This window comes from Novosphingobium sp. FKTRR1 (assembly GCF_020404405.1).
Classification (GTDB): domain Bacteria; phylum Pseudomonadota; class Alphaproteobacteria; order Sphingomonadales; family Sphingomonadaceae; genus Novosphingobium.
In genome coordinates, this window is sequence record NZ_JAIZDA010000033.1 from 20,602 (window position 1) to 33,395 (window position 12,794).

Genomic DNA, 12,794 nt, shown 5'->3' on the forward strand with positions numbered 1-12,794 from the left:
ACCAGAAACAGAACGAGGCCCGCATGACACAGGCAATCACGCCCGCACTCGACCACCTGCTGGCCGGTTATCGGCGATTTCGGGACCATGGCTGGACACCCCGGCTCGAACGTTGGCGCGAACTTCGCGAGGGTCAGGAACCGCAGGTGATGATCATCGCCTGTTCGGACAGCCGGGTCGACCCGGCAGAGATCTTCGATACCGATCCCGGTGAGATGTTCGTGGTGCGCAATGTCGCAGCGATGGTCCCCCCGTTCGAGACTACCCCCGGTCTGCACGGTGTTTCGGCCGCACTCGAATTCGCGGTTCAGGTGCTCAAGGTCAAGGAAGTGGTCGTGCTCGGCCATGGCATGTGCGGCGGCTGCAAGGCGGCGCTGACGCAGGAACTGCATGGCGCCGAGCCCGGCGAAGGCGGCTTCGTCTCAAGCTGGATGGGCTTGCTCGATGAAGCGCGCATTCCGATTGCGGCGGAACACGGCACCACCGGCCGCGTTGCCGAACGCGCGATGGAACAGGCCGGGGTCCGCGTCAGCCTGGCCAATCTGCGGACATTCCCTTGCGTGCGCAAAAAAGAGCGCGACGGCGAACTGACCTTGCGCGGCGCGTTTTTCGCCATTTCCGATGGCCTGCTGCATATGCTTGACGAGGCAACCGGCGAGTTCGCTCCGGTCACCTGATCGCCGGACGCACACAATCTAGGCACAAAGACAAAAGGGGCGACCGCGAGGCCGCCCCTTTCGCATTTTGACGCTTGTGCGGCAGGCTTACTTGCCCGCAGCCTTCTGGTCGGCAAAGATCGACCAAAGCGCCGCCAGTTGCTGACGGACGCCACCGACCTGAGCCAGCGTGGCCTTGGCGTCGGGGTACTTGGCCTGATCGATCTGGGCGATACCGAGCCGCGTCAGGATGCGATCCTTGTTGGCATCGACGCCACCCTTGGTCAGTGCCAGCTTGTACAGTTCCTCTGCCTTGGCGCTATCACCATAGGACAGGAAGGCATCGGCCGTCGCAGCCGCGCTGACACCGGTCGGCGCCTTGGCGGCATCGGTGGCAAGTCCGGCAAGCGAGGCCTTGTCAGCCGCGATGCGCGGGCGGGCGTTGGTCAGCGCTTCCTTGACGAACGTGTCATCGGCCTTGAGCGCACCAGCGGCGATGCCCTTTTCGGCAATACGCACCACTTCACCCGGGTTACGGCGATAGTCGGCAGCCTGCAGATACGCGACATATTCGCGCTCGACGTACTTCGGATCGGAGCTGAGGCCGCCGCTGCGGTCGATCAGGCGTTCGACGTCGAGCGTTTCCTGAGCCTGGAAGCCGGTGCTGGCGTAGTTCAGCAACTGCCCGGCGTTCAGCCAGTTCAGCGCGTTGGGATAAGCCTGCACCTGCAGGAACGACCATTCGAGCGAAGCTGCGTTCAGCTTGCCCTTCACCGCGATGCGCATGCCCTGCGAATACCAGTCCTCGGGCGACACACCACCGGCTGCCTTCTTGGCGGCGATGGCAGTCTTGAGCGCGTCAAGCGCCTGTGCGGGCTGGCCGCTCTTTTCAAAGGCGTCGGCCAATACCGCAGCGGCGGCTTCGTCCTTGTAGTTGCCAGCGACGACCGGGCCGAGCGCCTTGATCGTGGTCGGGTAATCCTTGAGCTGGTAGGCCGTGTAGCCGATGAAGAAGGCAACCGTCGTGCTGGTTTCAGGGGGCAACTGGCCGCTGTCGAACATCGCCTGCAAACCCTTGAGCACCAGCGGCTTGTCATCGACATAACCGCCGACGATCTGCTGCCACTGACCCCAGGTCACCTTGTCAGCCACGTTCTTGACCGAAGGCTCCATTGCGGCAAGCTGCGGGACCAGCGGCAGCGCGGCGGCCTTCAGTTCCTCGGCGGAAACCTTGCCCTTCTTGGCTTCGACGTCCTGCAACTGCTTCTGGAAGGGCGCCGCAACCTTGACGAACTCGGGCGAAGCCGTGACCTTGGCAGGCGCCTTGTCCTTCTCCTTGTCCTTGGCGAATGCCGGCGTGGCAGAAAGGCCCAGCGCGATCACGCTTGCGCCAGCGATGGCTGTCGCCATGGCCAAGGCCGCTGCACCCGATTTGCCGAACTTCCCAAAGCTAGCGCGCATCAGTCATCTCCTGTTCGACCCCGGCCGACCTTGCGCCGTTCCGGCGTCATGCCGACCCCACACCCGTGGCTGTCGAAAATACGATCCGGTTGCTGCTCTGGCGCGGATTTGCGCCGTTGGCAACGGGGCTTGCGTGGTATTCCCCATCCGGTGAACCGTGATTGAATGTCGCTTGGTCGCAAGGTTCATGTGTTCTGCGCGATTCAGCGCGATCAGGGGCCGCACATGTGGAAAAACCGCGCGCAGGCTCCGGCTTTGCTGGCCATCGCCAGCCAACCGGTCTAGGGCAATCGGATAGTTTCAGAACCCCCAACAAGCGATAAAGCAACGACGTGAGCGACAGCACCGACATCATCGATCCCCGCAGCCCTTCGGGCGAGCCCGAATTCCAGCGGATCGACATCGTCGACGAAATGAAGACCGCCTACCTCGATTACGCGATGAGCGTGATCGTGTCGCGCGCACTGCCCGATGTGCGCGACGGGTTGAAGCCGGTCCATCGCCGCATTTTGTTCGCCTGTCAGGAAGGCGGCTTCGTCGCCGGTCGTCCTTATCGTAAATGCGCCAAGATCGTGGGCGACGTGATGGGCAACTATCACCCGCATGGCGACAGCGCGATCTACTTCGCGCTTGCCCGCATGACCCAGGACTGGTCGATGCGTGTGCCGCTGGTCGATGGCCAGGGCAACTTCGGCTCGATGGACCCGGATGATCCGGCCTCGATGCGCTATACCGAAGCGCGGTTGGCGCGGGTGTCGAACTCACTGCTCGACGATCTCGACAAGGATACCGTCGACTTCATCGACAACTATGACGGGTCGCGGCAAGAGCCCTCGGTGCTTCCGGCGCGGTTCCCCAACCTGCTGGTCAATGGCGCGGGCGGCATCGCCGTCGGCATGGCCACCAACATTCCGCCGCACAATCTGGGCGAAGTGATCGACGGCTGCCTTGCCGCGATGGACAACCCGGCGATCACCATCGACGAACTCGTCCAGATCATTCCGGGGCCCGATTTCCCCACGGCACCGCTGATTCTGGGCGGCGCCGGTGCGCGCAAGGCCTATCACGAAGGGCGCGGCTCGATCATCATGCGCGCGCGCCACGTGATCGAGGAAGGCGGACGCGGTGCAAACCGCGCTGAAGGCCGCCGGTCGATCGTGCTGACCAGCATTCCCTACCAGATCGGCAAGAACAGCCTGGTCGAAAAGATTGCCGAGGCCGCCAAGGACAAGCGGATCGAGGGCATTTCCGACATCCGCGACGAATCCAACCGCGAAGGCGTGCGCGTGGTCATCGACCTCAAGCGCGATGCCACGCCCGAAGTCGTGCTCAACCAGTTGTGGCGCAACACCCCGGCGCAATCGAACTTCCCCGCCAACATGCTGGCGATCCGGGGCGGCCGCCCCGAAACGCTCAACCTCAAGGACATCATCGCATCGTTCATCACCTTCCGCGAGGAAGTGATCACACGGCGCACCAAGTTCGAGCTGAACAAGGCGCGCGACCGCGCCCATATCCTGCTCGGTCTGGTCGTTGCGGTGACCAACCTTGATGAAGTGGTGCGCATCATCCGGGGATCACCCAACCCGGCAGCGGCACGCGAAACTCTTCTGCGCCGCGAATGGCCGGTGGACGAGATCGCTCCGTACCTGCGGCTGGTCGAAGCGATCGAGAGCGGCGAGGATGATGGCTCTGATCAACCCTATCGCCTGTCGGAAATTCAGGTCCGCGCCATTCTTGACTTGCGCCTCCACCGGCTGACCGCGCTCGGTCGCGACGAGATCGGCGACGAGTTGGAAGTGCTGTCAAAGGCGATTGCCGAATACCTTGCCATTCTGTCCGACCGCGTGAAGCTTTATGCCGTGATGCGCCAGGAACTGCTCGCGGTGCGTGATGCCTATGCGACCCCGCGCAAGTCCGAAATCGTCGCCGCAGCCGATGGAATCGAGGACGAGGATCTGATCGAGCGCGAGGAGATGGTCGTGACCATCACGCTCGACGGCTATATCAAGCGCACACCGCTTTCCACCTTCCGCGCGCAGAACCGGGGCGGCAAGGGCCGCAGCGGCATGGCGACCAAGGACGAGGACGCGGTGGCGACGATGTTCGTCACCAGTACCCACACCCCGGTGCTGTTCTTCTCGACCGCGGGCAAAGTCTATCGCCTGAAGGTCTGGCGGCTGCCCGAAGGTGGCGCGGCCACGCGCGGACGGCCCATCGTCAACCTGCTGCCCGCGCTCGACAAGGACGAGACGATTGCCACCGTGCTGCCGCTGCCCGAGGATGAGGCAGAATGGGGCAAGCTGTCGGTCGTGTTCGCCACGGCAAAGGGCAATGTCCGCCGCAACTCGATGGACGCCTTTGCCAACATCCCGTCGAACGGCAAGTTCGCGATGAAGTTCGATGCGGACGAGGATGGCGTGGCGCATGAGGATCGCCTGATCGGCGTTGCCTTGCTCGACCCCACCGACGATGTGTTGCTGGCTACCCGCGCGGGCAAGGCGATCCGTTTTGCCGGTGACGAAGTGCGCGAATTCACCAGCCGCACCTCCACCGGTGTGCGCGGCATGACCTTGAAGGATGATGACGAGGTGATCTCGCTGTCGATCCTGGGCAGTGTCGACGCCACACCCGAAGAGCGCGAGGACTATGTCAAGTTCGCGCCGTGGAAGGGCGAGAAGGAAGGCGAGCCTGCGCTCTCGGCTGAACGCTATGCCGAACTGGCCGCGCGCGAACAGTTCATCCTGACGGTCTGCGCCAACGGTTATGGCAAGCTGTCGTCGGCCTATGAATATCGCCGCACCGGGCGCGGTGGTCAGGGCATCACCAATATCGACAACATCGCCCGCAATGGCCCGGTCGTCGCAAGCTTCCCGGCTGTCCAGGCCGACCAGTTGATGCTCGTCACCGACCAGGCCAAGCTGATCCGCCTGCCGCTCGAAACGCTGCGCGTGATCGGACGCGGCTCTGCCGGTGTGCGCCTGTTCACCGTGGCCGACAGCGAACACGTGGTCAGTGCGGCCCGCCTCGGCGATGTCGAAAGCGACGAAGAAGGCGAATTCGAGGCCGCGACCGACGATGCGCCGGTGGCTGCGGACGAAGACGCGGGCGAGGAATGAGCGAGCCCGCCCATCCGCCCCTCGCCTACAAAGTGCTGACCGGCCCGCAGTGGGCGCAGTTTCAGGCCGATGGCGTGTTCAAGGGCGCACCGGTCGACCTTGCTGACGGCTACATCCACCTCTCGACCACCGAGCAGGTGACCGAGACGGTGGACAAGCACTTTGCTGGCCAGACCGACCTGCACATCGTCGCGGTCGACCTTGTGGTGCTGGGCGATGCGGTGAGGTGGGAGCCATCGCGCGGCGGGCAGCTTTTCCCGCACATCTATGCGGACTTGCCGCTCGGCGCATGCCCTGCCCACTCGCCATTGCAGCGCGGCGCGGGTGGAACCGTCATTCTGCCGTGAACTGCCCCCGCGCTCGCAGCGTGGTGATAACTCCGGTGCAGATCAGCATCTGGCCGAAGTAATAAAGCGGCCAAACGAGGGCTTGTGCCAGGGCATTGCCTGCGAGCGGCCCCATCCGCGCAAAAATCAACTCGTCCGAGGCGGCGAACAGCAACGCCCCCAGCGCCACACGATCACGCGGGAAGGTGCTGTTCCACGCAGAGGCCGCCATCAGCCCCAGCCCTGCGGCATACAGCGCCACCGCACCCGAATGGCTCAAGCCATAGGCCAGCAACGGCGTACCCCACAGGATCGCCAGCGCAGGCAGTTGGTCGCGCATCCCAAGGTCGGTGCGTCGATAGCGCCGATAAAGCGCGAACGCAGCCAGATGGCCGAGCAGAAAAAACACAGCGCCTACGGTGAATGCCAGCTCAAGCAACATATCGCCAAGGGCTCCCAGCGCCATGACCAGCGCAATGCGGTGCGCGTCTCGTGACGGGTGATGCGCAATGGCATAGGCTGCCAGCAGGCCGACGCCCGCCCCTTTCCACGCGATCAGCCACAACCCCGGCACAGCCGCGTGGTCGGCAAACCAATAGCTGATGCCGGCGATCAGGCTGGCGAGCAGCCATGGCCGTTTTTCCGCCAATGCACGTGCGGGCATGTCTTTCTCCCCTTCCCCAGCGCAGCCTAGGCCTTGTCGCGCCCGCCGCGCAATGCCACAGGCTGCGTTTATGACGTATCAGGTACACATCATCGGCGGCGGCATGGCCGGAAGCGAAGCCGCCTGGCAACTGGCGCGGCGCGGCGTGCGCGTGCGCCTGTCCGAAATGCGCGGTTCGCCCGAGGGCGACCGCAGTCCGGCGCATCAGGGCGATGGTCTGGCCGAACTGGTCTGCTCCAACTCGTTCCGCTCCGACGATTCGGACAAGAATGCAGTCGGCTTGCTCCATCACGACATGCGCCAATGCGACAGCCTGATCATGGCCGCTGCCGCCAAGGCGCGCGTTCCCGCCGGTTCCGCACTGGCGGTGGATCGCGATGTGTTTTCCGCCGAAGTCGAGGCAGCGCTCGCCGCGCAGCCCACCCTTGACGTGGTGCGCGAACGGATCGACACGCTTCCTGCGGAAGGGCTGTGCATCGTCGCCACCGGGCCGCTGACGGCCCCCGCCCTTGCCGAACGGATCGGCGCCGCGACAGGGGCCGTCAGCCTTGCCTTTTTCGATGCCATCGCGCCGATCGTCTACCGCGATTCGATCGACATGGACGTGGCTTGGATGGCATCGCGCTGGGACAAGGGCGCCGAAGCCTCGCTGGAGATGGGCGGTGATGGCCGGGACTACATCAATTGCCCGATGAACAAGGAGCAATACCGCGCGTTCCGCCAGGGCCTGCTCGATGGCGACAAGACCGTGTTCCGCGAATGGGAGGCCAACACCCCCTATTTCGACGGGTGCATGCCGATCGAGGTCATGGCCGAACGCGGCGAGGAAACCTTGCGGTTCGGCCCGATGAAGCCGGTCGGGCTCGACAACCCGCACTGGGCGACGCCCGAGCACCCAAACGGCCGCTGGCCTTATGCCGTCGTGCAACTGCGCCAGGACAACAAGCTGGGTACGCTGTGGAACATGGTCGGCTTCCAGACCAAGCTCAAACATGCTGCGCAAGTTGCGCTGTTCCGCACCATTCCGGGGCTGGAGAACGCCGAATTCGCGCGGTTGGGCGGGTTGCACCGCAACACCTTCCTCAACTCTCCGACGTTGCTTGACCGGCAGTTGCGGCTGAAATCGGCGCCCTCCATCCGCTTTGCCGGTCAGATCACCGGCTGCGAAGGCTATGTCGAAAGCGCTTCGGTGGGCTTGCTGGCGGGGTTGATGACGGCGGCGCAGATCGCAGGCAAGCCATGGACGCCGCCCCCGCGCACGACCGCGCTGGGTGCGTTGCTTTCGCATATCACGGGCGACGCCGAAGCGGATAGCTATCAACCGATGAACGTCAACTTCGGGCTGTTTCCGCCAGTCGATCCCGACGTGAAGAAGAAGCAGCGCAAAGAAGCCTATACCGCGCGCGGCAAGGCCGACCTGCTCGGCTGGCTGCCGACGCTGGCCTGAACTCACCCCGCCACCGGCGCGGCAGCTGTCGGCTTGCCCACCCGGTGCGCGCGTTGATGGCCGATCTTTGGCGCCACCTGGCACTTGCACGCCGGTTGCTTGGTCGGCTGCTTGGTCGTGGCGAATTCGGAACGGTTGAGCCAGCCATCGCCGTTGCGGTCGGCCGCCTTGAATTTGTTGTCGGTCTTGGCCGCCCATTCGTCGAACGTCAGCAGGTTGTTGCCGTCAACGTCGAGCTTGCGGAAATCCTTGACCCGCTGGGCGAGCATTTCGGCGCGAGTGACCTTGCTGTCGCGATCGCGATCAAGCCGATCGAAACGCTTCTGTTCGCGGCTCTGCTCACTGGCTTCGGGCAAGTCGGGCCCTACCGCATCGCCGGGATCGCCATCGGGCAGATCGTCGGCGGATTCGCTGGCCGTACCGGCCAATTGCAAGACTTGCGCATGCGGAGCAGCATTGCTGGCCGCACGGCCCTGCCACCAGAACACGCCCGAGGCGACCAGCAGCAGCGCACCGAGCGCACCGATGACGATCCTGTTCATCCCGCCTTGCTCACACCGGCTCTCCCCTAAGGAGAACCACGCTATCCTGCATGGCGGTCTTTAGGCAGTCACAAGCCCCGCCATTTTGGCAGCAAACGCCGAAAGTCAGCGCCCCAGCAGGCCAAGCCGCATGGCTGCAAGCGCCGTGCGCCAGGGTGCTTCGTCAGGCGCGCGCAGTGCCAGCCCACGCAACAGTGCCAGCGGACGCAGCGCTCGCGGCAAACGGGGCGCTGGTCCGGCACTGGCATGGCCGAGCCATTCGGCAGCGGCACGGCGGGTTTCATCGTCAGGTTGCAGTTGCGACAGGCGGGCGAGCGCTTCGATCGCGCCAACGCGAGCAAGCGCCAGCGCGGCGCCGCCGTCCTCGCCGACCTTCCATGCCTCCCACCCGTCGATGACCGCGATCAGCGACGGGCTTTCGGCATCCCAAGCTGACAGCAGGGCCAAAAGCGGCTCGCCCTTGGGTCGCGCTGCTGGCGGTTCGGTCAAACGGTCGCGCCACCAGGCAAGGCGCAACTGCACCATGATCGGCTCACGACCATCACGCGCGGCGTCGGCAAGACGGCGGTCGAAGGCAAGGAACCCCGCCCACGCCGCGCGAGTCTGCACCGGTGCATAAACCAGCGCGAGGCGCTCGACCGGGTCGAGCGCCTCGTCAATCAGAGTGGAAATCGCCGGATCGTTCAGCGGTAGCAGACCTTGCGCACGGCTGCAGCGATCTTGTCGGCGTTGATCAGCGCTTCCTTTTCAAGGTTCGCGGCATACGGCAACGGCACGTCCTCGTCGGTCACGCGCAGCACAGGGGCATCGAGGTGGTCGAAGCCATCCTCCATGGCGATGGCGATGATTTCCGACGCGATAGAGCATACCGGAAAGCCTTCTTCGGCCACGACCATGCGGTTGGTCTTGGCCAGCGAAGCAAGCACGGTGGCCTTGTCGAGCGGGCGAAGCGTGCGCAAATCGACGATCTCGGCCTCGATCCCCTCGGCGGCAAGCTTTTGTGCCGCTTCCAGCGCGAAGCCGACGCCGATCGAATAGGTCACGATCGTGACGTCGCTTCCTTCGCGCACGATCCGCGCCTTGCCGATCGGCAGGACGAAATCATCCAGCTGCGGCACATCGAAGCTGCGGCCATATACGAGTTCGTTTTCGAGGAACACGACGGGATCGTTGCTGCGGATTGCCGCCTTGAGCAGGCCCTTGGCGTCGGCAGCGTCGTAGGGCGCGATGACTACCAGACCCGGCACGGCGGCGTACCATGGACCATAGTTCTGGCTGTGCTGCGCGCCAACGCGGCTGGCCGCACCGTTCGGACCACGGAACACGATCGGACACCGCATCTGGCCGCCCGACATGTAGTTGGTCTTGGCCGCCGAATTGATGATGTGGTCGATCGCCTGCATCGCGAAGTTGAAGGTCATGAATTCGACGATGGGTCGCAACCCACCCATCGCCGCACCTGTACCGATACCGGCAAAACCATATTCGGTGATCGGAGTGTCGATGACCCGGCGCGGGCCGAACTCGTCGAGCAGGCCCTGCGTCACCTTGTAGGCGCCTTGGTACTCAGCCACTTCCTCGCCCATCACGAAGATGCGGTCGTCACTGCGCATTTCCTCGGCCATCGCATCGCGCAACGCCTCACGCACGGTGGTCGACACCAAGGCGGTGCCAGCAGGAATTGCAGGATCGACCGCAGCCCGAGCGACCGCCACAGGCGCTGCCGGAGCAGCCGGAGCAGCCGGAGGTGCGACTGGGGCAGATGCAGCAGCAACCGGAGCGGGGGCCGCAACGGGGGCTGGTGCTGAAGCGGCTTCCTCACCATCGCCTTGCAGCGTGGCGATGACCGTGCCGACCTTCACCCCTTCGGTTCCGGCGGCGACGGTCAATTCACCAATAGTGCCTTCATCGACCGCCTCGAATTCCATCGTCGCCTTGTCGGTCTCGATCTCGGCAAGGATATCGCCTGACTTCACCACATCGCCGGGCTTGACCAGCCACTTGGCAAGGGTGCCTTCTTCCATCGTTGGCGAAAGAGCGGGCATCTTCAGTTCGATTGCCATCTCAGTACGTCTCCACCAGCACATCGGTATAGAGTTCGGAAAGCGCAGGTTCGGGCGAGCTTTCGGCGAAATCGGCGGCCTCGGCCACCTGCTGACGGATCTTCTTGTCGATCTCCTTGACGCGATCCTCGGGGATGCCGCGCTTGAGCAGTTCCTGCTTGGCCGCTTCGATAGGATCGTGCTTTTCGCGCATTTCCTGCACTTCTTCGCGGCTGCGATACTTGGCGGGGTCCGACATCGAATGCCCGCGATAGCGATACGTGTTGAGTTCCATCAACACCGGACCGTTGCCTGCGCGAACGAACTCGAGCGCGACCTCGGCCGCCTGACGCACTTCGAGCACGTCCATGCCGTTCACGTCCATGCCCGGAATGCGGAATGCGGTGCCGCGCCGGAAAAAGTGCGTTTCAGCCGACCCGCGCTTGACCGCAGTGCCCATGGCATAGCCGTTGTTTTCGACCACGAACACGATCGGCAACTTCCACAGCGCCGCCATGTTGAAGGTTTCGTAGACCTGGCCCTGGTTGGCCGCACCATCACCGAAATAGGCAAGGCACACCCCGCCATCGCCGCGATACTTGTGCGCAAAGGCAAGCCCTGCGCCCAGCGGCACTTGCGCACCGACGATGCCGTGGCCGCCATAAAATTTGTGCTCGGTGCTGAACATGTGCATCGAGCCGCCCTTGCCGTGGCTGATGCCGGCGCCGCGTCCGGTCAGTTCGGCCATGATAACCTTGGGATCGATGCCATAAGCCAGCATGTGGCCGTGGTCGCGATAGCCGGTGATCACGCTGTCGTGCCCTTCCTTGAGCGCCGACTGCAACCCGACCGCAACCGCTTCCTGACCAATGTACAGGTGGCAGAACCCACCGATCAGGCCCAGACCGTAAAGCTGGCCTGCGCGTTCTTCGAACCGGCGGATCAGCACCATCTGTTCGTAGAAGCGCAGCAGTTCATCATCCGTCGCTTCGTACTGACGGTTGTTCGCGTGCGCCTGTTGCAGGCTGCGCAAAGCGAAAGTCGCTTCATCTTCGGCGGCGGTCACTTCGGGTGCGATCACCTCAGGCTTGGCTGCAGGAGCAGAAGCGGGGGCGCTTGCGGCGGGTTTGGCGGCGCGGGGAGTACGCGGCCGGACAGGTTTGGCCAAAACGGGGTTCCTCTTCTGGTTCAGGCAGCCCTTGTTCCGCCGATCGAGCAGAACGCTACGCTCTATTGGCGCAGCTTTGCCGGTTTCGCAACGGTTCAGGTGGGCAGCAAACCACGAACGGATACTTATGCAGAGAACACACCAAACTAACCGGAACCTCAAACCTATTTGGATAATTAAGTCGGTTACAGCGTGTTGAACCGAATAGGCCTTTGGCCACGCCCCGACCTGGTCTGCCGTAGCAGACGCTCATGAACGTCGGTGAGGGTAAGTGGGGAGTGGTGCGCCCGGAACGATTCGAACGTCCGACCCTCAGATTCGTAGTCTGATGCTCTATCCAGCTGAGCTACGGGCGCATACCCTGCCCCATGACGGTTGATCGCCATGGTCCCCCAACCATTGCGCAACCGCTGCAAACTGCAGCGGAAGGTAATGGTGCGCCCGGAACGATTCGAACGTCCGACCCTCAGATTCGTAGTCTGATGCTCTATCCAGCTGAGCTACGGGCGCTTGGGAGAGGCGCACTTAGAAGCGCGAATCGACCTTGGCAAGTCATTTCGTCATCGCGATGACACAGGCGGCGAGCGGCACATCGAGCGGGGGCATGGCCAGCTCTGCCAGCGTCGCCGGATCGACCCAATCGAGCTGCGCGCCCGCTTCTGGGTGCGGCTCGCCACACGCCTGCCGCGACCCATACAGCAACAGCGCGATCGGGCGAACGCCATCCCCTTCACTGCTGGCAAAGCCAAATGGAACAAGACCTTCGGGACTGATCGAAAGCCCAAGCTCCTCGGCAATCTCGCGCACGAGCGCAGCCTTGGGCCCTTCACCCGGTTCAACCTTGCCGCCGGGAAACTCCCACAGACCACCATGCTGCCGTCCTTCGGGGCGACGTTGAATCAACACGCGACCGGACTGGTCGAACAGCGCGAGCGCAACAACGACCAGCAGTTCGGCAGTATCACGCATCAGCTTTACCGATCTGGAAACGAAATCTTAGCACTGACAACTCCATTAGCCATAACGGGACCATGTGTGAAAGTAGCCGGATGCTGCGGACCGTTAAGAATGTACTGCGGGACGATACCGGCGCGACTGCCGTTGAGTACGGCTTGCTGGTCGGTGTGTTCGCCCTCGGCATGGTATTCGGGCTGAACGCGTTTACCAATCAACTCTACAACCTCTGGCACGTCGTTGAGATCAACACCGTCCGCAGCATGAATTCCCATTAATTCGTTTTTAGAGCCCGAGCGAAAAGTGGTTGAGCGATATCAGTAGGTTGTGATTCAGCGTCGTTGTCGAGACGATGGAGGAAGCACATGCCCTGGACTGATACCGCTCGCCGCAAGCATATGCGGGAAGGTGCGGG

At 63.4% G+C, this 12,794-nt stretch carries 12 protein-coding genes and 2 tRNA genes; 5 read left to right on the plus strand and 9 right to left on the minus strand.

The annotated features are described in order from the left end of the window. Positions 1-23 precede the first annotated feature (23 nt). Entirely contained in the window at positions 24-677 is a 654-nt protein-coding gene (locus tag LDN95_RS19695; protein ID WP_226019274.1) for a carbonic anhydrase, read from the plus strand. An 87-nt stretch (positions 678-764) separates the two neighbouring features. Here LDN95_RS19695 and LDN95_RS19700 read toward each other — a convergent pair whose 3' ends face one another. Next, a complete protein-coding gene (locus tag LDN95_RS19700; RefSeq protein WP_226019275.1) occupies positions 765-2,117 on the minus strand; it encodes a hypothetical protein in 1,353 nt (450 codons plus the stop codon). Positions 2,118-2,449: 332 nt separating this feature from the next. Between LDN95_RS19700 and gyrA the strand changes: the two genes are divergently transcribed. Both gyrA and LDN95_RS19710 read left to right on the plus strand, forming a co-directional pair. Next, the gene (gene gyrA / locus LDN95_RS19705) at positions 2,450-5,236 is read left to right on the plus strand and encodes a DNA gyrase subunit A (protein ID WP_226019276.1); all 2,787 of its coding nucleotides are present in this window, start codon (positions 2,450-2,452) and stop codon (positions 5,234-5,236) included. Then, on the plus strand, positions 5,233-5,583 hold the full coding sequence (locus LDN95_RS19710) for a DUF952 domain-containing protein (RefSeq protein WP_226019277.1): 351 nt from the start codon (positions 5,233-5,235) through the stop codon (positions 5,581-5,583). Before gyrA ends, LDN95_RS19710 begins: the two co-directional genes overlap by 4 nt. Here the strand turns inward: LDN95_RS19710 and LDN95_RS19715 are convergent. Beyond that, positions 5,570-6,226: a lysoplasmalogenase family protein gene (locus tag LDN95_RS19715; RefSeq protein WP_226019278.1), complete on the minus strand. Its 657-nt coding sequence runs from the start codon at positions 6,224-6,226 to the stop codon at positions 5,570-5,572. The two genes, LDN95_RS19710 and LDN95_RS19715, sit on opposite strands and share 14 nt — an antisense overlap. A 70-nt stretch (positions 6,227-6,296) precedes the next feature. Between LDN95_RS19715 and trmFO the strand changes: the two genes are divergently transcribed. After that, complete coding sequence (gene trmFO, locus LDN95_RS19720; protein WP_226019279.1) at positions 6,297-7,673, plus strand: methylenetetrahydrofolate--tRNA-(uracil(54)-C(5))-methyltransferase (FADH(2)-oxidizing) TrmFO; 1,377 nt, start codon at positions 6,297-6,299, stop codon at positions 7,671-7,673. Positions 7,674-7,675: 2 nt separating this feature from the next. Here trmFO and LDN95_RS19725 read toward each other — a convergent pair whose 3' ends face one another. The 7 genes from LDN95_RS19725 to LDN95_RS19755 form a co-directional block, all read right to left on the minus strand. Next, positions 7,676-8,215 carry an EF-hand domain-containing protein gene (locus LDN95_RS19725; protein WP_370631721.1) on the minus strand — a complete coding sequence of 180 codons (540 nt, stop codon included), beginning with the start codon at positions 8,213-8,215 and terminating at the stop codon, positions 7,676-7,678. 105 nt (positions 8,216-8,320) lie between these two features. Beyond that, positions 8,321-8,824: a hypothetical protein gene (locus LDN95_RS19730; protein WP_226019280.1), complete on the minus strand. Its 504-nt coding sequence runs from the start codon at positions 8,822-8,824 to the stop codon at positions 8,321-8,323. 74 nt (positions 8,825-8,898) lie between these two features. Then, the gene (locus LDN95_RS19735) at positions 8,899-10,278 is read right to left on the minus strand and encodes a pyruvate dehydrogenase complex E1 component subunit beta (RefSeq protein WP_226019281.1); all 1,380 of its coding nucleotides are present in this window, start codon (positions 10,276-10,278) and stop codon (positions 8,899-8,901) included. Between the two features lies 1 nt (position 10,279). Then, a complete protein-coding gene (pdhA, locus tag LDN95_RS19740; RefSeq protein WP_226019282.1) occupies positions 10,280-11,425 on the minus strand; it encodes a pyruvate dehydrogenase (acetyl-transferring) E1 component subunit alpha in 1,146 nt (381 codons plus the stop codon). Positions 11,426-11,704: 279 nt separating this feature from the next. Beyond that, positions 11,705-11,781, minus strand: a tRNA-Arg gene (locus LDN95_RS19745). Positions 11,782-11,858: 77 nt separating this feature from the next. Continuing rightward, positions 11,859-11,935, minus strand: a tRNA-Arg gene (locus LDN95_RS19750). Between the two features lie 42 nt (positions 11,936-11,977). Continuing rightward, the gene (locus LDN95_RS19755) at positions 11,978-12,394 is read right to left on the minus strand and encodes a (deoxy)nucleoside triphosphate pyrophosphohydrolase (RefSeq protein WP_226019283.1); all 417 of its coding nucleotides are present in this window, start codon (positions 12,392-12,394) and stop codon (positions 11,978-11,980) included. Positions 12,395-12,474: 80 nt separating this feature from the next. Here LDN95_RS19755 and LDN95_RS19760 point away from each other — a divergent pair, with 80 nt between their 5' ends. After that, positions 12,475-12,657, plus strand: a complete 183-nt coding sequence (locus tag LDN95_RS19760) for a Flp family type IVb pilin (RefSeq protein ID WP_226019284.1) — start codon at positions 12,475-12,477, stop codon at positions 12,655-12,657. The last annotated feature ends 137 nt before the right edge of the window (positions 12,658-12,794 follow it).

Excerpts from the sequence above, each read along its gene's own strand:
- LDN95_RS19695 (WP_226019274.1), top strand. The coding sequence starts at position 24 with ATGACACAGGCAATCACGCCCGCACTCGACCACCTGCTGGCCGGTTAT.
- LDN95_RS19700 (WP_226019275.1), bottom strand. The coding sequence starts at position 2,117 with ATGCGCGCTAGCTTTGGGAAGTTCGGCAAATCGGGTGCAGCGGCCTTG.
- LDN95_RS19710 (WP_226019277.1), top strand. The coding sequence starts at position 5,233 with ATGAGCGAGCCCGCCCATCCGCCCCTCGCCTACAAAGTGCTGACCGGC.
- LDN95_RS19715 (WP_226019278.1), bottom strand. The coding sequence starts at position 6,226 with ATGCCCGCACGTGCATTGGCGGAAAAACGGCCATGGCTGCTCGCCAGC.
- trmFO (WP_226019279.1), top strand. The coding sequence starts at position 6,297 with ATGACGTATCAGGTACACATCATCGGCGGCGGCATGGCCGGAAGCGAA.
- LDN95_RS19725 (WP_370631721.1), bottom strand. The coding sequence starts at position 8,215 with ATGAACAGGATCGTCATCGGTGCGCTCGGTGCGCTGCTGCTGGTCGCC.
- LDN95_RS19735 (WP_226019281.1), bottom strand. The coding sequence starts at position 10,278 with ATGGCAATCGAACTGAAGATGCCCGCTCTTTCGCCAACGATGGAAGAA.
- LDN95_RS19755 (WP_226019283.1), bottom strand. The coding sequence starts at position 12,394 with ATGCGTGATACTGCCGAACTGCTGGTCGTTGTTGCGCTCGCGCTGTTC.
- LDN95_RS19760 (WP_226019284.1), top strand. The coding sequence starts at position 12,475 with ATGCTGCGGACCGTTAAGAATGTACTGCGGGACGATACCGGCGCGACT.